Below are 23174 nucleotides of genomic sequence, written 5' to 3'. Positions count from 1 at the left end.
CAGTAAATGCTCAGGTTTTACAACAGGTGTTGAGAAAGCTTGAAACCGCGTTTCTTGATATGAGACGGAAAGGGATGCTAGGAAAACAGGCTCTCCCGTACTTGTGGTGGAAAACCCTATATTAGTGATAGCTTCCTTAAAAACATTGTTTTGAAAGCCTTGCCCCACAAAGTTTCCAAGAATAATCAGGTTTGCTTATCACCCTGACTACTGGAGAGCCAAACCGCCATGCAATCCTTGGGTAAGGTGAACATGGATACTGTGTGCAGAATAAAGGAAACATTTGGCTGTTCTTGGGAAGAATTGTTGGAAGTACAAGGGGATAGTTCGTTCGATGAGTAAGTAGTCAGGAGTCACACTGAATTTGATGAAATTGCTGATCAGCAACGATGACGGAATTTTTGCCTTGGGTATTCGCACCTTGGCTGATACACTGGCACAAGCGGGTCATGATGTTACCGTCGTTTGTCCAGATCGAGAGCGATCGGCAACGGGTCACGGTTTAACCCTCCATGATCCCATTCGCGCCGAAGCGATTGATACGATTTTTCACCCGGCGGTTAAAGCTTGGTCTTGTTCCGGAACTCCCTCAGACTGTGTAAAGCTAGCACTGGGAGCATTAATTGATCGTCCACCCGATTTTGTCCTATCTGGCATTAATCACGGTTCTAACTTAGGCACCGATATCCTTTACTCTGGCACGGTTTCCGCCGCCATGGAAGGGGTTCTAGAAGGAATTCCCAGCATTGCTTTTAGTCTAACTAGCTATACGTCGAAGGAATTTCACGTTGCTGCAACGTTCGCCAAAAGCCTGATTGAGCGACTCTCTCAGCAACCCCTAGCCAAAGTCATGTTACTTAATGTCAATGTACCGCCCGTGAGTATGGCGGAAATTGCTGGGGTTAAGGTTACCCGCCAAGGAATTCGTCGCTATTTCGACACCTTTGAGAAACGAGTTGATCCACGGGGGAAAACCTATTATTGGTTAGCGGGTGAAGTGATTGAAGATATAGAACAACCGCCCCATTCCCATCTTCCCCCCGATTTACCCACAGATGTTCAAGCGATTAAGGAGAAATATATTGCCATTACGCCCCTGCAATACAATCTGACGGATATTGGTGGCGTCTCTAGTTTGCAGACTATGGATTTTTGAAATTAAACGCAGCCCATCTGAGCAAGAGTTAGCTTACATAAGCTAATAATACCAAATGAGCTATCTGTTTTAACCCCCTGCTTCCCCTGCTTCCCCTGCTTCCTTCACCCACCACTTATTCAGCAGACCCTAATTTATTGGGGTGTTTTCTGTAACTCCGGTCGCTCTTCCGGAACGATCGCGCCTTCTACGGGACATACCTGTAAACATATACCACAATCTATGCAGGTATCGAAATCAATCCAATACCAGTCTGTCCCCTTGACATTTTTGCCAGGACCTGGGTGAATGCAAGCAACTGGACAAGCATCAACGCAATCTGAAACCCCTTCACAGGTTTCCGTAACAATAGTGTGAGACACAGTATTCCCTCTCGTAGTTACATAACATTTGGCAAACTTGACATCCTCCTTGGGTTAACCATTCCCTAGCTTGAGTTTTCTTTGCTTGAGTAATACGAACCTTCTGTAGCTCACTATTCTTGGGCAACTTCTCTGAGTGCTTACACAAAGCCAAAGTATCATTCCAGACTACCCGCACGCACCTAAACAGCCGCGCCAAGGATTGACGCTGACCTGGTGTGGGATAGATTCGATACTGATACCTTGATTTCATGCCACAAGGGTGAAGTGCCTATTATCTTACGGAGCGTGGGATGGCTTTATTCGGAGAAAAAGCCGCCCTAGAAGGACGGGGCTTGAGACCCATTATTTCCGGTTATTTCGGTAAAGGGTTATCCCCCATAGCTTTTATGTTACTGCATTAGACACCGTTCCTAACCCCGCACCGGCATAGATGACGTTTCACCTTCTCCCTTGTGTCATTCCTCAACTATAGCTGCGTCAACAAATGAATCTTTTTCCAGAAGCAGGTCTAAAACAATATTAATATCGATCAAAACCTTCATTACTAAATTAGTGATATTTCTGGAGCAAATCATCCGTGTCTACATATTATAGCAAGTGTAATTGAGCGGATTTGATATGAATGAGACTCACCTCTGGTGTATCTTTGACTTCTCGACGAGTTTTGATCAGGAAGCCACCGATGACATAAGCCGCAAATAAGAGTGCGATCGCGATGACAACCTGAAGCACGATATTACTAGGGCGTTTTTTCATAGTCGATTAAGCTTTAACATCTTTTGCAGCGGTTTCCTGTTGATCAGAAGTCAGTAGAGACGTAGGCACAAGCCATAAACGCGGCACTTTCTTCATGGCGCACCTGGATAAAGCGGATTTAGTCTTGTTAGCTGTTCAGTTATTTCTGCCTTCTTGCATTAATTTTATTTGCTTCTACTGGCAAAAAATTCTAAGGTGAATTGGCTATTAGGAGTGCTAACCAGTATTCCTTGAATTTCAATGTTATTGTTTTTTACCTCTGCGCCTAAGAGAGTGGGATAATTTTGGAGTTGATTTGAGCCAGAGTCTAAATCTAAAGCATCGTTATCAATCGGTACAGACGTTGATAAAGGACGCCCTGTCTCCCCATTCCAAAAGACATCGTGAGATGTTGAATGATTTTGGCTCAAACTAATTCCTAAGTCTTTATTATCAAACAAACTATTCCTTTGGATTAAATTATCAATTGCGTCAGCCATTCCCCCAGTAACGGTTTCCATAGTCGTAATTTGAATGCCATTAGCTCCATTATGGTGGATTATGTTATTTAAAATTTGGGTGTTAGTAATAGAGGCATTAAACCCTGCTTCATCCCCCCTTGCTTCTAAACGAATTCCATTATAACCATTATTCGCGATCGCATTCCCTGTGATCCGCGTTCCCCGAATCAAAACATCCATCAGCGGTAATATAGTATCGGGAGTGTAAATATTAGAAAATATGGCAATTCCATCACCCCCATTGGCGATATTAATTCCACTGGGATTGATACCAATATAATTGTTTTCAATCCGGTTATCCCAAGGCTGTGTACCAAATCCTCGGTAGATATGAATTCCGTGGCGGCGATTCCCGCCGATAACATTATTGCGAATTTGGTTCGCGGGTTTCTTAATGCCAATACCATCCGTGCTTAAGATAGGACTTAATGCCACTGTGCCTGTAATGTCTGTGCCAATTAAATTATTTTCAATGGTATTTTCAATTGCCCCCCATTGCAGGGTCAGGTTGGCTTCTGAATTGCCTTGGCAGCGAGCATTTCCGGAAATTAAATTATAGCGTACCTTGTTCAGGCGTGAAGGTGCATCAGAGCGGGTTCCACCAATCAGAAAACCATCAATACAATTACCTAAAGCGACGGTTCCTGTATAATCAGTACCAATATAATTACATTCAACTAAATTGTTGCTGGCATAATTGGAAAGCCAGACATTTGTCGTGTGGCTTCCGGCGATGACATTACCTAGAATAGTATGGTTTTGGGCAGGATATCGAGAATCTAAAGGGGCAAAATTGCCATTACCAATCACTACACCATGACCCCCTTTTTCAGTGGTATTCCCCAATACCTCTTTACCTGTGTAATCAGTACCAATAAAATTATTTACAATAGTATTGCCTTGCTGATCGGCATTGGCATCACCGTTAAGGAGGATGCCTAAAAATTGATTCCCAGAAATAACATTGTTTTTAATGATAGTATTATTGGGATTTGTGGTGTTTCCCGCCTCAATCACCACACCTCGGTTATTACCAAGGGCGACTGTGCCACTGATATCCGTACCAATATAATTGCTGTCAATGATAATGTGGCTGGAGTTATTTAAGATTTCGATACCATAACGTTGAAACCGATTAATTACCAGTCCTCTTATGATAACCTGCTCCGCATCAATGGTAATACCACTTACTTTACCCGCCGCCGCACCGTTTAACTCAATTACAGGACGACTAATTGTTATTCTTTGAGCTGGAAGAGGAACGCCCATTGGGTTGGGACAAGTTAGGGAATGAGTTGCGGTAGTTTGGAAACCGGGTTGAGATGTTCCATCAATAACCACCGCCTCTGTTAGAGTTGGTAATGGGGAATTGAGGATAATGCTGGGTTGAATTGATTGAATATTGAACGCGATCGCATCAATGGTAGGATGGGGAGAACCTGTCCTACAATCGCCGTTTGTGGTATCCCTATTCCTGTTGGCGTTGTTAATCGCTTCGCGCAGGGTGCAATTGCCATCACCAGCGTTGATATCATCGGCAGTTGTATTAACCACAATACCAGCGGTTTGTGCCACAGCACTATCCATGAGTGGCGACAAGCTGCTAACCAATAAACCAATAGATGCTAGAGTTTTTAGGCGCGTATACATAATAACTTTTTCGGCGTAGTGCTATCCCCAAAATAATTGCTCATGCCGTTGATAGTGTTAGCCAATTATAGAAGGAAATGGTATTAGGATGATTAGGATGAGGAATAAAAAGGTTTTGACCCAACTCGCTTTCTCATCGGGGATGGCGTCTGTGTAAGGGCGGGTTTTACTATGATTGTTTCTTACCTCAGCCAGCAAAATGTGACTAAACCCACCCCGATTGGGTTTTGAGTTTTAAGCTAGCCAATGATTCGCTTAAACAATGACAACTTGCTATTGTAAGGTGGATACCGCCAATTTAAATCGAACCAAAATCCCTTTTTCAATACACTCTTAAAGTGAGAAAATGTATCAAAACTGGCTTTGCCGTGATAGTTCCCCATTCCACTATCGCCAACACCACCAAAGGGTAAGGTTGTCACTCCAACTTGCATCACAGTGTCATTGAGACAGACGCCACCGGACGAGGTTTGCTGCAAAACTTGTTGCTGTTTGTGTTTATCTTTGGAAAATAGGTAGAGGGCTAAGGGTTTAGGGCGAGCATTAATCTGCGCGATCGCGTCATTGAAATTGCTATACTCTAAAACAGGTAAAATCGGACCAAAGATTTCTTCTTCCATGATCGGTGAGTCCCAAGAAACTCCATCAATCACAGTTGGTGCTATATACTTATCTTCTGGTCGAGTTTGTCCGCCAATGACAATTTCTCCGTCCTTCAACATAGAAACCAGCCGCTCAAAATGTCGGTGACTAATAATTCGGGCATAGTCCGGACTTTTCTCAGTTTCCTGACCATAAAAGTCTGCAACACATTTTTGCACTTCTGTCAATAGGTCTGACTTAATTCGGCGATCAACCAACAGGTAGTCTGGGGCGATACAGGTTTGTCCCGCATTCAGATATTTTCCCCAAGTAATCCGTTTAGCCGTGTCTTTGAGATCAGTATCCGCATCGACAATACAGGGACTTTTACCGCCTAACTCTAACGTGACAGGCGTCAGATGTTTCGCGGCGGCTTCCATGACGATTTTGCCGATCGCGGTTCCCCCGGTAAAAAAGATATGGTCAAATTTTTCAGCCAAAAGTGCTTTACTGGTATCGGCGTCACCTTCGACAAGGGCGATATAAGCCGGGTCAAAGGTTTTGTGGATCAGGTTGGCGATCGCGGCTGAGGTATGGGCAGAAATTTCCGAGGGTTTGAGTATCGCACAGTTTCCCGCCGCGATCGCGCCGACTAAGGGAGAAATTAATAACTGGAACGGGTAATTCCAGGGGGAGATAATCAGCACCACACCCAAGGGTTCAGGATAAATCTTAGCCGAGGCGGGAAATTGTTCTAATCCGACAGCCACCTTTTTCGGTTTAACCCAAGATTTTAGGTGCTTGATGGCGTAATTAATTTCCGTAATCGCCGCGATTTCAAAATAGGCTTCAAACTCCGGGCGCCCTAAATCAGCTTTGACTGCATTGATAATCGCCTCTTGATCATCAACAACGGCTTGTTTGAGTCGTTTTAGCTGTTCGATGCGCCACTTGACATCCTTGGTTTGTAAAGTGGCGAAAAAATCCCGTTGTTTGCGGATAATATCAGTAACTGGTACTTGGGTCAGCATTCTGGCGTCCTTTACGGCTTCAACTTATACTTATTGTGATAGCTTACTCTAGCCTTGAGTGAATCAATCTTGAATCGGATTATTGGGTTAACCGGAGGGATTGGCACAGGCAAAACGACGGTTTCTAATTATCTTGCCGATACCTATCAGCTTCCTATTTTAGATGCGGATATCTACGCCAGAGACGCCGTGCAGCCCGGTTCACCGATTTTGAACCGGATTATTGCCCGCTACGGTTCTGATGTACAATTTCCTGATGGCACACTGAACCGCAAACGCTTAGGGGAGATAGTTTTCCCGCACCCAGGGGAACGCCAGTGGTTAGAACAACAGATCCATCCCTACGTGCGCGATCGCATTAAGTCTCAAGTAAATACCTTAGAGTCTCCGACTGTGGTTTTAGTGATACCCTTATTGTTTGAAGCCAATATGACGGACTTAGTGACAGAAATCTGGGTTGTCCATTGTCCCCAGGAACAACAAATCCAGCGAATTCGAGAACGCGATCGCTTATCTGTTGAACAAACTCAATCTCGGCTGGATAGTCAGCTTCCTTTAGCCGAAAAAGTGGCGCGTGCTGATGTGGTTTTAGATAATTCCTCCACTCGCAAATTTCTGTTGCAACAAGTCGATCAGGCTTTAGCAAGGAATGGTAATAAGCAATACACATAATTCTATTTTTCTCAACCTAAATAACTGGCTCGACGTCCGAGTATTCTGGGAACAGTTAACTGAAAATGCCTTATCTTGATCCGGTGAAAAGAAAAAGACCCGAAATGCCAATACGATTAGGCTATCATGGATGCGATCGCTTCCCTGACACCAACCTTGAAACACCTGTAATCCTTGTAGGGGCGGGTTTAGTAACTTCGTGAACATTGTCACCAGTAACGCCTCCACAAAACCCGCCCTGATTCAAATTGTTGGCATTTTGTTAGATCAAGACAGATGCATCAGCCGTCAAGGTACTCGCATTTACACCCGTCAAAACCGCTAAGGTTTCATCATTAAAATCAATCCAGGTATTCTTCCCATGTTGAGAAATCGACAACTGATCAAACGTCAGTTCACCAGACAAGCCTAACAAATCCTCAGCAATGTGGAAATCGCGAATTTTGTCCGTTCCTTCACCAACAGCTAAGACAAACGTATCATAACCTTGACCCCCAATTAACTGGTCATGACCCAAACCTCCCCAGAGTAAATCATCGCCATCATCACCCCAGATTTTATCATTACCCTCTTCACCGAAAAGTTGGTCATTCCCACCTTTTCCATACAGTTTGTCATTGCCGGTGCCACCATAGAGGATATCATCACCCGCGATCGCACCACTTAAGCAACCCTTATTCAAGTCACCTCGTAGGATATCATCACCCTCTGCACCATAAATTACATCATCACCCAAACTGCCAATCACGGTATCATTACCAGCATCCGCGAAGATGAATTCATCCTGTTGATTAGAACTGACTAATTTGTCATTCTCTGGAGTCCCTTGAATCGTATATGAGATAACCGCTTCAACGGTTCCATTGGGAATCGATAATCCCAGATTTGTCCCACTATTAGATGTGAATGAGAAGTTATCAATCAGCAGTCCTGAATCCACGTAATCATCCCCTGCATCCATTAAACCCACGCCAATGGTAAATATACCCGATTCAGTAAACTGATGGGTAAATGTGCCATAGCCAGTTTGAGAACCAAAGGAACCCGTGAAACGGCTAAAATTACTACTCGTATCCGCTAGTTCGGATAAGACACCTGATGTAATGGAAACAAAGCCAAAATCACTGAAACTGCTGGAATTTTCTTCATTAGTAATCAAGTTCCAGTCAAAGCTAATACTGTCCCCCGCCTGAACTTTTATCGGTTGAAACTGTAAGCCAGAACCTTCAATAACATCACCGTTACCAAAATTATCTAACGCGCCAGCAGTTAAACCAAAAAACTGTTCCATATCGGTATCACTCACCGAACCCACACCATTAGTAATGAAAGCTTGGTAATTCCCATCGGTGGGATTACTACCAATAGAATTGGTTTCAATTGTGGTATTACCAATTGTCGTCCAGTTGGTAAAGTCCCCATTTTCAAAGCCAAAGTTGAAGAAAGGATCAAGGGTGATTTGGAAATTATCAACGAGAAGTCCCGAATCAACACTACTATCATCGGCATCGACTAATCCCAAACCGATGGTATAAGTTCCGGCTTGGGTAAACTGATAATCGAATGTGCCGTAATTAGTCTGCTTGCCAAAGGAACCCGTAAACCGATTAAATTGCTGGTTGGTATCTGTCAGTTCGGATAAAAGGGTGGAACTGATGGAAATAAAACCAAAATCGTTATAGTTACTGGGAGTTTGCTCATTGGTAATAAAGTTCCAGTCAAAACTTACAATATCTCCCGCTTTGACGGTAATCGGTGTGAGTTTGAGGGCAGAACCTTCAATCGCATCCCCATTACCCAGATTGTCTAAGTCACCTGAATTCAATCCCAGGAAGGTTTCCAAATTACTATCACTAACGGAACCTTGACCATTTGTTATTAAAGCCTGGAATGTTCCATCTGTAGGCGTACTGCCAATAGTAGCGGTTTGGATTGTCGCATCACCAATACTGTTCCAATCGGTAAAGTCTCCGGTTTCAAAGCTGAAGTTAAGTTGGGGCGATAAATCCTCGATTTGTTGGTTGCCAAAGTTAATATTGGTGATGATTTCTCCAGAACTCAGGTTAATGGTGTGAGTTCCAGGGATAAGGTTACTGGTAGATGGGATAGACGCGACACTTTCAGTGTCTGATTCATAGATGCCAATCAGAGTTTTTGAAGCATTCGATGGATCGATTTTGTAAAGCTTACTGTAGATGTCGTTAACGCCGTATATGAAACCATCTGGAGCAAAATCAATTTCATACACCGAGCTTCCAAATGAACCAACTGTAGATAATATATTTCCTGTTGCTGGGTCAATTTTCACGAGATCAAACCAGGAACCGTAAAGTGTGCCATCGGGAGCAAAATCGATCCCCCAAGTAGTATGAGAAATTGTACCTACTTGAGTGGCAAAAGCAGTTGCTGGGTCGATAGTGTAGAGAATATTCGTGCTAGTTGCGTTCCCATACAAAGTTCCGTCTGGAGAAAAAGTAATACTTCTCATCAAGATAGAACTATTGGTAGCACTATGAATTGTGCCAATAGTGGTATAAGAACCATCCGTTGGATCAATAATTCGCAAGGAAGAACTAGCACCATAAAGCAATCCACTGGTTGGATCAACATCTAAGCCAGTATAGAAACTAGACTTACCTATAAGAATCTCCGCCACTGGATCAGTTTGTAATTCAACTAAGCTGTATTGGTTAATTCCACTTCCTGTACCTGCTACCAATTTAAATGACATATCTGAACCCGGAACGGTTTGTTGCCAACCGGGTAGTAATACCTCAGCTACGGTGTAAGTATCAGCCGTTAGTCCAGTGAACGAATAATTACCGTTAATATCAGTAATTGTCGAAACTTCACCCGCATCCAATTGACTATTCTGATTCTGATCTAAATAAATAGTCCAACCGCTTAAACCTGGTTCATTCGCATCCCATATACTATCCCCATCAATATCATTCCATTTACTCCCGTGAATCTCTCCTAAAGGAGAGGGTGGCGGTGTCGTTGGAGTCAAGGCATTATTAGCATTTAATCGTCCACCGGTTACTGTATTTCCCTGCAATGATGAAATCGGATCAACGGTACTTAAAATCTGATTTTTTACCTCCGAAGCACTTAATTCGGGATTTTGTGACCAAATTAACGCCGCTACCCCAGAGACATGGGGAGTTGCCATAGAGGTTCCATTTTTGCTACCGTATCCTCCCCCCGGAATGGTACTGTAAATATCTACCCCTGGTGCGCCTAAATCAACAGAAGTGACGCCATAATTGGAAAACGACGCCAAATTATCGCAATCATCAGTAGCGGCGACACAAATAATATTATCCAGGTCATAGTTAGAGGGGTAATGGGGAGTAACATCGTTATTATCGCCAATACCATCAAAGCCGCCGTTACCTGCTGAGGAAATAAATAACTGTCCGGCTTGACCTGCTGCCGCGATCGCATCGTATAATCCTTGAGAGTATGAAGGAATGTGCCAACTATTATTCGTCAGGTTAACGCCCATCATTGTGGCATATTCTACTGCCTGAATTGCATCAAATGTATCTCCACCACCGTTGGCATTTATCCACTTGAGTGCCATGATTTTGGCATAGGGAGCAACCCCAATCACCCCACTATTATTATTGCCCTTAGCGGCAATTGTACCAGCGACATGAGTACCATGTCCTTGATCATCCCAAGGATCACAATCATTATTGGCAAAGTCCCAGCCGTAGTAATCATCAACGTAACCATTGCTATCATTATCAATACCATCGCCAGGAATTTCTCCAGGATTTGTCCACATATTGTCATTTAAATCTGGGTGAGTATAATCCACCCCCGTGTCAATGACTCCTATCACCACATTATTTCCTGTGGCACTATCCCACGCTTCTGGCGCGTCGATATCCGCATCTGGGATACCACCCGTTTGTCCTGTATTATTTAACCCCCAAAGTTGGTTGAAATCTGAATCATTGGGAATTGTGGTATTCAGACTAATTGTATAATTAGGTTCAATATATTCAATCAGCGGATGATTACTGTAGGTAGCAATCGCTTGGGCAACACTCAATCCATTCAGTTGCCAAAGTTGCGTGCCTAACGTATTCGTTGATTCGAGTACCGTAGCTTGCAGATTCTCTTGCAGCGTTTGCATCTGGGTTGACTCAATTCCTGGCTTGAGCTTGACAATCACTTGACCGGATAGGTAATCTGTACCTTCAACGAGACTATTCAGATTAAATGAGGCGATATTGAGTTCTGGAAACAAATCATTAGTAGACATAATCTTAACCCTCAATAGAGTTGGCTTGTATAGTGTTCCTTATCAGTCATGCTGTAGAGACGAAATCTAATTATTCCAGCCAAAAATTGTACCGAGTTGAGCAACGGGGTATTTTTAGCAACCTTAGGTTGGGAAACTTGAATTCTTTGGACTGTCTGTTCCCAATCGACTCTATCTCTGACTCAAAGGGACTTATGCAGTTTCACCCTCAGTTTTGCTAAGGTAATCATGGCTTCTTTGATACCCTCGGAGGAATTTGAAGAGGAATATGCCCAAAATTTTTCTCCGGAAATGGGAACACCAGCGCTACCATTCAGGGTGGCGTTAGGTTCATTAATATAGTAAGCGCCATAGCGGTTATGACACACCATTGTAGAGACGCGCCATGGCGCGTCTCTACAATGGTGTCTTTGTCCTAATCGATGTGTCTACTGCTATAATTTAATAAAAATTGGGGGATAAGTGATAGAGAGACAGTCGAACCGCCAATGTGACATTACCAATCCTGTGTGGGAGTAAAGGTTACATCTTTAACTTCACCCATCTCTCCCAATGGTTTCGGTGTTTTTCGATTTAACGATACCCATACCGCCCCCGCATTTCCGGAGCGGATTTTTAATTCATTTTTAGCTTTCCAAGTTGTTGGGGAATCGTCATCAGTTAAGATTCCCTCAAACTCAGTTTTACCATCAACGCTAACTCGCACCCAGGATTCCCCTTTCGTTTCTACTGTAATTTGAACCGGGAAATTGGGATCAGAGACAGTCGGCGCAGGGGTTGAGGTGACGACGGGTTGGTTGGGATTAAGCTGTTGCTCAATTGTCACAGACTCTTGAGCGGGTATAGAGGGTTGGGGTTTGAAGACTTGGTTGAGCAGATACACCAATCCCCCGATCGCGACTATCCCACCAATGCCAATGTAGAGTAGAAAAGGTTGACGCGATCGCGAAATCAGGGCGGACTCAGAAATTTCGGCTTGAGAGTCAGGAGAATCAGAGGGTGGCGATACAACCTCGGTGGCAAAGCTTTGAATTAACGTGGTGCTGTCTAAGTTTAGCGTCTCGGCATACCGCCGAATAAACCCCTGAACAAAGACAGGTTCAGGTAACTCCTCACACCGTCCAGCTTCTAGCGCTCTCAACGAGCGTAAGGAGATAAATGTTTTGAGAGCAATTTCCTCAATTGATTTCTCCTGTTCTTCTCTACAGTTTCGTAAATAGGTTCCTATATTTCTAAGTTGCTCTTCTTGAGCCGTAGTTAAATGGTTCACCTGATCAGCCTATCTATCAAGGATTACACATTTATCGCCAATAGCGACCCCAGTATATCACCTGTCTGCTGCCCGTTGTCTATTACCCATGATAAAAGGACAGTAGACAACGGACAAATGACTTGAAAAAGCTACTGGCTACCCCCTACGACAACATTGCGAATCCGTAAAGAAGGACCCCCACACCCTACCGGTAAGCCACTCTGTCCCCCTTTTCCACAACCGCCTGACTCATCCCAGTAGAAGTCATTACCGATCGCTTCGATATCGCCTAAGGTTTTAAACACATTGCCAGATAGGGTCACATCCCGCACCGGTTCAGCAATCTGTCCCTCGCGAATCATCCAGGCTTCACCAGCGCTAAAGGTGAACATCTCCCCATTAGTCATACCCCCTAACCAGTTGCGGGCATAAACCCCTTCGCGAATCCCTCGGACTAAATCCTGCACCGGGGTTTTGCCGCGTTCAATCCAGGTATTGGTCATACGGACAATGGGCGGATAGTGGTAGTTTAGACAACGGGCATTTCCCGTAGGGGCTTCGCCTAACTTGCCTGCAGTTTCACGGGAATGTAGACGTCCCACTAAAATGCCATCTTTAATCAGTTGAGTCGTTGTTGCCGATGTTCCTTCATCATCGTAGCAATAGCTACCCCGATGTCCCTCTGGGGCGGCACCGTCGAAGATTTGCAAATCCGGTGGACCAAAGCGACGCCCTTTGCTCATGACTTCCAACAAATCGGGGTTTTCATACGCCATATCCGCTTCGGAAAGATGCCCGAAGGCTTCATGAACAAATAAACCAGAGAGGATGGGATCAATAACGACAGTGTAAACCCCTCCCCGAACCGAGGATAGAGACAAGGCATTGACCGCCCGTTGCGCCGCACCCTGCACTTGAATGTCAAGATCAGTGAGATCTTCGTAGCCATTGCGAGATCCGGTGGTTTCTCGTCCCGTCTGTACAATCTCATCCTTACGGGCGGTAGCCGAGAAACGCATTTCTAGATCTGCCCAAGATTGCTCAATCAGAGTGCCTTCGGACGTGGCAATAATGATCCGTTGGTTATTATCACAGTAGCGCACAGAGGTTGTTGTAATCTGGGGGTCAAAGCTTTTGAGCAATTGGTTATAGCGATCGCACAGGGCTTTTTTCTCCTTTAGGGGAATCATCCGGGGATCAGTCCCAGTTAGGGGGAGTTGGCGAGTATCTTGCACGATCGGAATCGGGGCAAGTAGGGTTTCTCCATCCCCGACAATTCGGGCGGCGCTAATCGCTTCTTCCAGTCGATCCTTAAGGCTAGAGAGTTGGTTGAAACTGGCAAAGCCCCAACCGCCTTTATAACATGCTCGCACCTGTCCACCAATAGAAAGCCCTTCGCTCAAGGTTTCTACCTTATTGCCCCGCACCATAATGCTGGTTCCTTCGGATTCTTCTAAGCGAATCGCTAAGTAATCCACGCGAGAGCGATAGCGAGCGATCAGGTCTGCAATTAAATTTTGAGTATCCGCGAGTACAGTAGGCATGGTCTAGGGAACAAGCGTTAGGAACTGTTTCTATTGTGCAATGACTCTAGCCTTGGCTGCTATGTTTGTTCCCAATCCGCTGTTGATAGTCTTGCTCTTTGATTAGGTTTTGGGTACTCTCCACGCGGTCTAGAAACACAATACCATTGAGATGATCATATTCATGCTGAACGATTCTCGCCACAAAATCGGTGAACTGTTGTCGCTGCGGCTTACCCTGTTGATTGGTGTACTCTACCTCAATTGCCTGATACCTCGGCACTAAACCTCGAATACCGGGAATACTTAAGCAACCTTCCCAATCTTTGACCATCTCATCCGAGTGAGCCACAAGCTGCGGATTGATCATCGCTGTCGGTTCCATCGTCGGGGCATTCGGATACCGGGGATTGGGACGAGACGCTACGATAAACAAACGGCAGGATTGAGAAACTTGAGGTGCAGCAATCCCCACACCATTGGCGGCTACAGCCTTTGCCTTGAGAGCCTGAATAAGCCGTTGAATAGGTTCTTCGTGAACATTATCGATGGGTCGGGCTAGCTGGCGCAAGATAGGATTGCCTAACTGAGCGAGTTGTAAGGATTGGGTCATAATGGGGTGAACTTCACAAAAAAGAGGAGGATGTCAACGCTGTCTTCGGCTTCTCTAGCCCGGTGGGATTAAATAATATACCGCACTCAGTTGTAAAACGCTATCTATATAAATAATAGTGCGCCGGGATATCTTGCCCATAGCTCGAATGAGGAGAACAAGAAACAATTACTAAAGGAATGCCCGTGGAAATGTCCCCTGAACAGCTCTGGATACAGGTATTGGAGCGTTTACAACTCCAACTCAGCCGACCCACCTTTGAAACCTGGCTCAAGGGAACAACCGCTCAGCAGCTAGACCAGAATTGCTTAGTGGTTTGTACCCCCAATCCCTTTGCCAGAAATTGGTTGCAAAAGTATTACATCAAAACAATCACTGATGTGGTACGGGAGATTCTGGGACAACCTGTGGACATTTACCTCACCGTGAGTCCCAACAGCGACAATGCGACAATCAGTGATACAGGCATTTCCTGGTCTCTTCCGGTTACCACTAACCCCGATGCAGAGCGTCCATCCCATCAACGTCCTAAACCCACAGAGTTAAATCAGAAATACGTGTTTTCTCGCTTCGTGGTTGGTTCAAATAATCGGATGGCTCATGCGGCGGCTTTGGCTGTAGCCGAATCACCAGGACGGGAGTTTAATCCCCTGTTTTTATGTGGGGGCGTCGGTTTGGGGAAAACTCACTTAATGCAAGCGATCGCGCATTTTCGGTGGGAGAATTCTCCGAGTTCTAAGATATTCTATGTGTCTACTGAACACTTTACCAATGACCTGATTGCCGCCATCCGCAAAGATAGTATGCAAAGTTTCCGGGAACACTATCGAGCGGCTGAGGTGCTGTTGGTGGATGATATTCAGTTTATTGAAGGAAAAGAATATACTCAGGAAGAATTTTTCCACACGTTCAATACCTTACATGAAGCGGGTAAACAAATTGTCTTGGCATCCGATCGCCCACCGAATCAGATTAGTCGCTTACAGGAACGGCTGTGTTCTCGCTTTTCAATGGGGTTAATCGCCGATATTCAGCCTCCTGACTTGGAAACCCGGATGGCAATTTTGCAAAAAAAGGCAGAATACGAAAACATCCGTTTGCCGCGATCTGTGGTCGAGTATATTGCGACTCAATATAAATCGAACATTCGCGAACTAGAAGGGGCATTAATTCGAGTCGTCGCCTACATCTCAATTTCGGGAGTATCGATGAGTGTCGAGAACATTGCACCGATTTTGAATCCGCGAACCCCAACCGTACAAGCCGCACCGGAGATCATTGTGACAACCGTCGCTGATGCCTTTAATGTCTCGGTAGAAGACTTGAAAGGGAACTCACGCCGCCGAGAAATCAGTTGGTCTAGGCAAATTGCTATGTATCTGATGCGGCAGCATACTGATTTGAGCTTACCCCGAATTGGCGAAGAATTTGGTGGCAAAGACCATACCACAGTTATGTATAGCTGCGACAAGATTACTCAATTACGAAAACGCGATCCCAGCGTGGCACAGAAACTGAGTCAATTGAGCGATCGCATTAATTTGGCGAGTCAAACTCAGAGCCAAGATTAAAGGAAACGGGGCACGGGGAACAGGAAACAGTGCCAGTCAGGTGTGGGGTGAGTATAAATACACTGTGGGAAAATTCCCGCAATTTTCCACAACCTTTTCCACAAGGACTCCATTCCTAAAACACGAAGAATTAAGGAATTGGCAATCCTCTGAATCTAGTTTTTCCACAGTTTCCCCAAGGTCTGAATTCCATGCTAGAGTTGCCTGGTGGATAGATGAGAGAGCCACGACCTTAGCTTCATTTAGGGTCTAACTCAAGTCTCCCTGACTCTCCTTGACGAGAATTCTAGCTGTGCCAAACATTGACGATTCCTTCTATGAAACTAACTTGTAAACAAGGTGAACTCAATACCAATCTTTCTCTGGTGAGTCGAGCGGTTCCCTCACGTCCCACCCATCCGGTGCTGGGTAATGTTTTACTTAAAGCCGATGCCAAAAATCAGCAAGTGTGCTTAACCGCTTTTGACTTGAGTCTAGGTCTGCAAACCAGTTTTAACGCCAACGTCGAAGCAGATGGTGCGATCGCGATCCCAGCTAAACTGTTCAACGACATTGTTTCCCGTTTACCAGAGGGAGAGATTACTCTCGAAGATTCCCTCACCGAAGCGGATAATGATGCTGAAACCGAAAGCATATTGATCACCTTAACCTCAACATCTGGACAATACAAAATGCGGGGAATGAACCCGGATGACTTTCCTGAACTTCCCCAAATCGAAGAGGGGATGGTGATTAAACTCCCGGTTGAAGCGTTAATTGAAGGATTGCGCGGATCGTTATTTGCCACCAGCGCAGATGAAACCAAACAGGTGCTGACTGGGGTGCATCTGATGGTTCAAGAAGATAACCTGGAATTTGCGGCGACGGATGGTCACCGACTGGCTGTCGTGGAAACGCCTAACACTAAATCGGCGAGTGAAGAAAACCCAGAGGATGAAGAGAACCCAACCTCTGAAGATACCCTATCGCCCTTTGAACTAACCGTACCCGCTAGAACTTTAAAAGAACTCGAACGGATGCTAGGACTCCCTCAATCCAGCGATACCGTCGCCTTGCGGTTTGAGGTGGGTCAAATTATCTTCCAAGGTGGTAATCATCGCTTGACCAGTCGGACGTTAGAAGGACAATATCCGGCTTATCGCCAACTCATCCCCCGCCAGTTTCAACGCCAGGTGGCTATTGATCGGCGTCAATTACTGAGTGCAGTTGAGCGAATTGCCGTATTGGCTGATCAGAAGAATAATATCGTCAAGTTTGATATTGACGAGTCCGCGCAAAAAATTGCTCTGACTGTGGACACTCAAGATGTTGGTAGTGGTACTGAGTCCCTAGCAGCACAAGTTACGGGTGAAAGTATAGAGATTGCTTTTAATGTAAAGTACTTAATCGATGGCTTAAAGGCACTGTCTACCTCAGATATTCAACTACAAATCAATGCGGCGAATACCCCAGTGATTCTCACGCCTCTGGGTGGCTTAAAAATGACCTACCTAATTATGCCTGTCCAAATTCGGGATTGACCTCGCGCCACTAAACGCTTCGCGCTGGCTTCCGGGGATTCTTCCTTCACAAGGAGTCGGAGCCTTTACTTCGGAAAGAGGACATGGTTTTACAATGTCGGTAGTTGTTGGCTTTACCCTCCAGTAGAGGCGTCGCCTGCTACGTCTCTACTTCTTAAGAAACGTCTCTATTGCCGATACGCTCATGCCGTTTATTTCCTTTCAGCAGTGCATTGGGGCGATTATTTGACCTTCATCCTACCCAATTTTCTCATTTTAGTCATGAAACTATACATTATTAATGGATATTTTTATCCAAAAATCAATTTATTGTAGTTGACTAGGATAAGCTTAAATACGATGTTCCCTAGAAACCATCGATTAATTTCTCTACCAAAGTTTCATTACTTTTATTTATCTTTTTGAAACCCTTCCTGATATCTGCTATTATCTATAAGCGGATTTTACCTTTTAAATTGTTCAATAGAATAGGGCAATCAGCAAACGGTAAAAACGGAAACAATTCTTTTCCTGTAGTCCATTATACAGTTTATCCAGTGATCTAGCCAACCTAAAGGAGGCGAAAAAAAACAGGGATCAAAAGCATACCCAGTCAGGGTTAATTATTTCCAAAATGATTTAGACACACTCTCTCTCGCCATCAATAATTTTTCACCAACTTGACCCCTATCCTCTGGGTGCAATAGACGGACTATTATAAGTAAGACTTGCGGCAATGGGGGTTCACCTTCAACATTTACCTGACATTTTTAAAAAGTTTACAAAGTCTTCATCTTCAGTTTACAAAGTCTTCATCATTACTTAACTTAATACTCCTGTCTCATTTTCAAATTGTTGATAACTGTAATGTAAACAGTAAGTTAAGCAAACCAGGGTTCATAAGCGTGCTTACCTTCTCAACAGCGAATGATTGATCTGTGATGCAACCCGTAATCGATAAACACGTTATCATCTCTGACCATGTAGTAACCATGGTATTCACAGACCTCGTTAATTCTACCGCTGTCAAAAAATATTTGAAGGGAAATGACATCACCAGCCGCAATCGCCTCTACTTTGACACGATTCTCAAACCTCATCGCCAGCGTGTTGAAGCGAATTTAGTGGCTTACGGAGGGCGTGTAGTTAAGACTGAAGGTGACGCTTACTTTGTGGTTTTCGCCAATGCGTCTCAAGCGGCTCAGTGGGCGGTGGCGCTGCAACTTAGTCACACCCATGAACCCATTGATACTCCCCTGGGTTCCTTACAAGTCAGAATTGGTATGCATACGGGGAGTCCCTTACCCGACGGTGATGATTTTATTGGCGAGGAAGTTGACTACGCGGCTCGGGTTTCCTCACTCGCCCATGGGGGACAAATTCTGCTGTCGGAAGTGACAACAGACTTGATTTACGAGGCGGGAATTACCAACTTAAGCATTGTTTCCCGTGGCAATCACTACTTAAAGGGTATTGGCAAAGCTCCGATTTTTGAACTGCAATACCTCAACAAGCAGCAACGACAGTGCCAAAAACCCAGATCTTGGAAATCTCGGAGTCTTCAACTGTTGGCAAGTCTGACGGGTGCAGGTATGGCAATGAGTGTCGGTTTGGTGGGTGTGCTACAGCCTCTGGAAATGAAGGCGTTTGACCACTTTATGCAAATCCGTCCTCAACAGGAAAGTCCTGACCCACGCCTGCTGATGATTACGATTACAGGTCGTGATGTTCAAGCTCAATCCTCTGCCCAACGGCAAGGGTTATCATTGACCAATGCTAAACTGGCTCAACTCCTGGAAAAGTTAGCCCAATACCAACCGCGAGTTATTGCTTTAGATCTTTATCGCGATTTTCCGGTAGAACCTGAGTATCGTAATTTAGCCAATCGTTTCCGGCAAGACAACCGTTTAATAACGGTTTGTAAGGTGGGGGATACAACCGATAATCCGGGAATTGCGCCCCCTCCAGATATTCCTGTAGACTCCTTACCCGAACGAGTCGGGTTTAGTGATGTAACACCAGACCCAGATGGCGTTGTGCGTCGTCATCTTTTGGGTTTAGCGCCTCCTGAGCAATCTGAATGTCAAATCAGTAATTCTCTGAGTTTAGTCATGGCTTTGCGGTACTTAGAAGATGAGGGCATTACAGCTCAATTGACTCAAAACAATGACTTGCAGATTGGTCAGGTTGTTTTCCCGACCCTAAAAAGCAATAGTGGAGGGTATCAGAATACCGATGCTGGGGGTTATCAAATCTTGCTGAATTATCGGGCTACGGGTTCAGTAGAAGCGATCGCGCCTGCTTATACGTTAGAAGAGGTACTTTATGAGAATAAATTAACGCCTGAATTGGTCAAAGACCGCCTGGTTTTCATTGGTACTGTTGATAAAACCTTTCACGATATTCATGCAACTCCTTACAATCAAAGCAACCGACCTGAGGCGGCTGGGGTATTTCTGCAAGCCCAGATGACGAGTCAAATTATCAGTGCGGTTAAGGATGGGCGTCCTCTATTGGTGTGGTGGTCCGAGTGGGCTGAATATGTTTGGATTGGCGCTTGGTCTGTTGTGGCAGGTCTGATCAGTTGGCGTTTCCGTTCCCCTCTGTTGCTGGGTTTGGCAGTCGCCGGAATGCTGAGTGTTCTCTATGGCTGCTCTTATGTGATCTTTATCCAAGGAATTTGGGTGCCGATGATACCATCGGGCTTAGCTATCGTTGTCACCAGTGGCATGGTTCGTGTGTATTTTTCCCATCCCTGTCTAAAATATTGGATACTCTATTGATTCCTTCCCTACAAGGATACTGCTAGCGACTGATGTAGCACATACTGCCGAGGAGGTTGCTAAGTAGTTGTAGTCTACATTACACTACATGTGTTATTTACATCACATAACGACTCAACGCGAAATTGAGAGGTCGCTAGCGCTGACATCCTGATTTTTTGCTCTACCTCACCAAGTTGTCATGAAAATAAACTTAAACAATTGGTCAAGTCGGCTTTTATCCTTACTTTTAGCCACTGACATTCTTTTTATTGCTTTGCATATTATTTATAAGACAACTAAATTGACGAGTAATTCATCTTTTTCCCTTGAAATGGATAGGGGATACCCTGAAGTTTTTCAGTATATAAAAGAATACTGGATCGCGCTTTTATTTTTATTTTTAGCCCTAAAAAATCATGTATCAGTCTATGCCGCTTGGTCTCTTCTATTTTTTTACTTATTATTAGATGATTATTTTCAAATTCATGAAATTGGAGGAAAAATAATTAGCGATAAGCTAAATTTCCCTGCTATTTTTAACTTACGGTCAGTCGATTTAGGTGAATTATTAGTGTCAACTTCGGTAAGTTTGTTTTTTCTAATTTTAATTGCTATTACCTATCGATTCAGTAACTCTAGGGCGAAACAAGTGTCAAAATACATGATTACCTTGTTATTCTTATTAGCTTTTTTTGGAATTGTCACAGACATGGCTCATATTATGCTCGAATCCTTGTCTATAAAACTTTTAAATGACTTTATGGGTCTTTTGGAAGATGGTGGCGAACATCTGGTTATGACTCTCATCGCTTGGTTTGTATTTTCACTGTTCGATTCCTCATCAGATAACCCTATCTCTAAACTCAAGTTTCCCAATGCGGCTACCAAACTAAGGCGGGACATTGATCTGTGAGAAGGTGTTAGGTGTTTAGTTTTAGCTTGGAGAGAAGGAGTAAGCGGGTATATTATATAGTGTATTGGGGGGCTTGGATTGACTGAAGCCGAGATAGAAAAACCTAAAACCTCTGTTCAGCTAGTATGTCCCGCCTTAAATTGATAACCAATTGCCTAAACAGTGTTCCCTGGCAATGATAGCTGCACTCTTGGGAACACCTGCTTTAGTCAGTCGTTTAATTTAACGGGCTAGGAGGGATTCGAACCCCCGACACCGTGGTCCGTAGCCACGTGCTCTAGTCCACTGAGCTACAAGCCCTAGCTGTGATCTCTTCACCGATTACTTAGAATATCACATCTTTATCCAATGACGCAAGAGTATTCCCAAAAATCATCCCTTACTCATCTAAACTCTCAGGGTCAAGCCCAAATGGTCGATGTCTCCAGCAAACCCGCTACCCGTCGCCAAGCCGTCGCAGCGGCTCAAGTACGGATGCAAACGGCGACATTTCAAGCGATTGAGACAGGTAATGCGCCGAAAGGAGACGTTTTAGCCACCGCCAGACTCGCGGGAATTATGGCAGCCAAGCAGACGGCTAACTTGATTCCTTTGTGTCATCCCTTACCCCTACACCAAGTCGAGGTACACATCCAACCTGATTCTCAACTACCGGGGTATCAGATTCAGGCGTCTGTGACGACAAAAGCCGAAACGGGGGTAGAAATGGAAGCCTTGACAGCTGTGTCTGTTGCTGCTCTTACTTTGTACGATATGGCAAAAGCCTTGGAGAAATCGATTCAAATTGAATCCATCCGCCTGTTGAGTAAGACGGGTGGCAAATCCGGCGAGTATCAATCCCCCAGTTGAGCGATCGCACTGTCGTATCCCTTCTACGCCAATTGGCGTAGGTAATTTCCGTACATATACTGATGTCTACCACCTAAAGGAATATTTATATTAAAGCTTGATTCGCTAATTGTACTGAGTAGATTAGCAAAAATCTGTATTCTACTTTTGATATTTTGCAGTAGGAGATGCGTAATCAATGATTTACTGTGTAGGTATTATTTACGGAACAATAGCAGCTCATTTATTTACCGTTTGGTTTGAGTTGGCTGATGATATGAGGACTTTATCTGAGCCACAAAAAGTCCTCTCCTGGGTGACGTTAATTGTTGCTGCTGTATTTTGGCCCCTGGTAATACCTATTGCTTACACTAAGCTGCTTAAAGCTCAAACTTCTAAAAGACTTATTTGAACAAGGTTATATCCTAGAGACTTGGCAGCAATAGGTTGATGAAAAACTTGACTGCCGGATAAGGGTAAATAGTTCTACACTCTTTTGTGAAAAACGCTTTGCGGAAACTTAAAAATGATTAACATCAGCTACAAGTCACATCGCACAATTGTGTCGAGTTTTGGCATGTGGCGACAGGAGCTAAAAATAAAAATGGCAGTTTTAGAATTGCACTCATAGAGAAGTTCCGATACAAGGTATCGAGAAAATCAATGATAATTTGGGTTTGGCTCCGCGTTGAGGAAAAGGGAAAAAAAGTAAAATTTTTCCTTGACAAATTAAATAAAGTTATGTAATGTATAACCAGGATACACAAAAATTTTAATACCAACGGGATAAAACGTCAGTGAACAAGACTTTTTGGGAATATAGTTTTTTGGGTCAGAATCTGAATGATTCTACCGTTGTTAAAGACGACTTTTACTAATAGCGTGTAGGTTAACTCAAGGCAGAGCGGAAGCAAGGTTAAAGCTGCTATAGGGTCAAGGGTTTCTCCCAACTTCTTTAACGCCAGTTTTAGAGGCTCGATATCAGTTGTGCTAACCGACAATCAGAGGATTGAGAGGGGCTGCGCTGATGTCAGACTAAGGAACGCTATTTCGGCTCAGGCTGACTTAGCTAACATCTCCTTAACCGATGCTACTGGACTGACACAGCTAAAATGGTGGGATAGATTTATGGTTAGATCGGGCGCACGCCGTTGAGATGGGCGCATGTCATCGTTGTAGGTTGGGTTGAGCAACGAAACCCAACGAGAGTTGGTTAACTTGG

Annotated in this window: 18 protein-coding genes, 1 tRNA gene and 1 pseudogene; 8 read left to right on the top strand and 12 right to left on the bottom strand. The window is 44.4% G+C overall.

Features of this window, described 5'->3' with window-relative positions; all coding sequences use genetic code 11:
* Positions 1–367 precede the first annotated feature (367 nt).
* A complete protein-coding gene (gene surE / locus ACLGGO_RS24915) occupies positions 368–1156 on the top strand; it encodes a 5'/3'-nucleotidase SurE (RefSeq protein ID WP_446338963.1) in 789 nt (262 codons plus the stop codon).
* 134 nt (positions 1157–1290) lie between these two features.
* Here the strand turns inward: surE and ACLGGO_RS24910 are convergent, their stop codons facing one another.
* The 5 genes and pseudogenes from ACLGGO_RS24910 to ACLGGO_RS24890 all read right to left on the bottom strand — a co-directional run bounded on the left by ACLGGO_RS24910 (position 1291) and on the right by ACLGGO_RS24890 (position 6040).
* Positions 1291–1518 (bottom strand): indolepyruvate ferredoxin oxidoreductase subunit alpha, encoded by a 228-nt coding sequence (locus ACLGGO_RS24910; RefSeq protein ID WP_446335755.1) that lies wholly within the window; start codon positions 1516–1518, stop codon positions 1291–1293.
* 49 nt (positions 1519–1567) lie between these two features.
* Positions 1568–1771, bottom strand: a pseudogene (locus tag ACLGGO_RS24905) (helix-turn-helix domain-containing protein); the annotation flags it as partial.
* Between the two features lie 338 nt (positions 1772–2109).
* Positions 2110–2277 carry a hypothetical protein gene (locus tag ACLGGO_RS24900; protein WP_446421300.1) on the bottom strand — a complete coding sequence of 56 codons (168 nt, stop codon included), beginning with the start codon at positions 2275–2277 and terminating at the stop codon, positions 2110–2112.
* A 164-nt stretch (positions 2278–2441) separates the two neighbouring features.
* Positions 2442–4427: a right-handed parallel beta-helix repeat-containing protein gene (locus tag ACLGGO_RS24895; protein WP_446421299.1), complete on the bottom strand. Its 1986-nt coding sequence runs from the start codon at positions 4425–4427 to the stop codon at positions 2442–2444.
* Positions 4428–4666: 239 nt separating this feature from the next.
* Entirely contained in the window at positions 4667–6040 is a 1374-nt protein-coding gene (locus tag ACLGGO_RS24890) for an aldehyde dehydrogenase (protein ID WP_446421298.1), read from the bottom strand.
* Between the two features lie 66 nt (positions 6041–6106).
* Here ACLGGO_RS24890 and coaE point away from each other — a divergent pair, with 66 nt between their 5' ends.
* Positions 6107–6712, top strand: coding sequence for a dephospho-CoA kinase (gene coaE, locus ACLGGO_RS24885; protein ID WP_446421301.1), 606 nt, complete (start codon positions 6107–6109; stop codon positions 6710–6712).
* On the opposite strand, the gene ACLGGO_RS24880 is transcribed toward coaE, so the two are convergent.
* The 6 genes from ACLGGO_RS24880 to def form a co-directional block, all read right to left on the bottom strand.
* Positions 6680–6925 (bottom strand): hypothetical protein, encoded by a 246-nt coding sequence (locus ACLGGO_RS24880; protein ID WP_446421297.1) that lies wholly within the window; start codon positions 6923–6925, stop codon positions 6680–6682. The genes coaE and ACLGGO_RS24880 overlap by 33 nt on opposite strands.
* Positions 6926–6974: 49 nt before the next feature.
* Positions 6975–10988, bottom strand: coding sequence for a S8 family serine peptidase (locus ACLGGO_RS24875; protein WP_446421296.1), 4014 nt, complete (start codon positions 10986–10988; stop codon positions 6975–6977).
* Positions 10989–11170: 182 nt separating this feature from the next.
* Positions 11171–11359, bottom strand: coding sequence for a hypothetical protein (locus ACLGGO_RS24870; RefSeq protein WP_446421295.1), 189 nt, complete (start codon positions 11357–11359; stop codon positions 11171–11173).
* A 125-nt stretch (positions 11360–11484) separates the two neighbouring features.
* Complete coding sequence (locus ACLGGO_RS24865; RefSeq protein ID WP_446421294.1) at positions 11485–12258, bottom strand: helix-turn-helix domain-containing protein; 774 nt, start codon at positions 12256–12258, stop codon at positions 11485–11487.
* Positions 12259–12389: 131 nt separating this feature from the next.
* Complete coding sequence (locus ACLGGO_RS24860) at positions 12390–13784, bottom strand: TldD/PmbA family protein (RefSeq protein WP_446421293.1); 1395 nt, start codon at positions 13782–13784, stop codon at positions 12390–12392.
* Between the two features lie 46 nt (positions 13785–13830).
* The gene (gene def / locus ACLGGO_RS24855) at positions 13831–14376 is read right to left on the bottom strand and encodes a peptide deformylase (RefSeq protein ID WP_446421292.1); all 546 of its coding nucleotides are present in this window, start codon (positions 14374–14376) and stop codon (positions 13831–13833) included.
* A gap of 179 nt (positions 14377–14555) precedes the next feature.
* On the opposite strand from def, the gene dnaA reads away from it, so the two are divergent.
* From dnaA to ACLGGO_RS24835, 4 genes are all read left to right on the top strand, one after another.
* Entirely contained in the window at positions 14556–15947 is a 1392-nt protein-coding gene (gene dnaA / locus ACLGGO_RS24850; protein ID WP_446421291.1) for a chromosomal replication initiator protein DnaA, read from the top strand.
* Between the two features lie 317 nt (positions 15948–16264).
* On the top strand, positions 16265–17467 hold the full coding sequence (gene dnaN / locus ACLGGO_RS24845) for a DNA polymerase III subunit beta (protein ID WP_446335765.1): 1203 nt from the start codon (positions 16265–16267) through the stop codon (positions 17465–17467).
* A 971-nt stretch (positions 17468–18438) separates the two neighbouring features.
* Positions 18439–20229 carry a CHASE2 domain-containing protein gene (locus ACLGGO_RS24840; protein WP_446421290.1) on the top strand — a complete coding sequence of 597 codons (1791 nt, stop codon included), beginning with the start codon at positions 18439–18441 and terminating at the stop codon, positions 20227–20229.
* Positions 20230–20410: 181 nt separating this feature from the next.
* Complete coding sequence (locus tag ACLGGO_RS24835) at positions 20411–21124, top strand: hypothetical protein (protein ID WP_446421289.1); 714 nt, start codon at positions 20411–20413, stop codon at positions 21122–21124.
* A gap of 226 nt (positions 21125–21350) precedes the next feature.
* Here the strand turns inward: ACLGGO_RS24835 and ACLGGO_RS24830 are convergent.
* Positions 21351–21424: transfer RNA gene (locus ACLGGO_RS24830), tRNA-Arg, on the bottom strand.
* A gap of 48 nt (positions 21425–21472) precedes the next feature.
* On the opposite strand from ACLGGO_RS24830, the gene moaC reads away from it, so the two are divergent.
* A complete protein-coding gene (gene moaC / locus ACLGGO_RS24825; RefSeq protein WP_446421288.1) occupies positions 21473–21973 on the top strand; it encodes a cyclic pyranopterin monophosphate synthase MoaC in 501 nt (166 codons plus the stop codon).
* 178 nt (positions 21974–22151) lie between these two features.
* Positions 22152–22364, top strand: a complete 213-nt coding sequence (locus tag ACLGGO_RS24820; protein ID WP_446421287.1) for a hypothetical protein — start codon at positions 22152–22154, stop codon at positions 22362–22364.
* The last annotated feature ends 810 nt before the right edge of the window (positions 22365–23174 follow it).

The sequence above is a fragment of the Coleofasciculus sp. genome, from assembly GCF_046565525.1.
Taxonomy (GTDB): domain Bacteria; phylum Cyanobacteriota; class Cyanobacteriia; order Cyanobacteriales; family Coleofasciculaceae; genus Coleofasciculus.
This window is presented reverse-complemented; position numbering and strand designations above follow the sequence as displayed.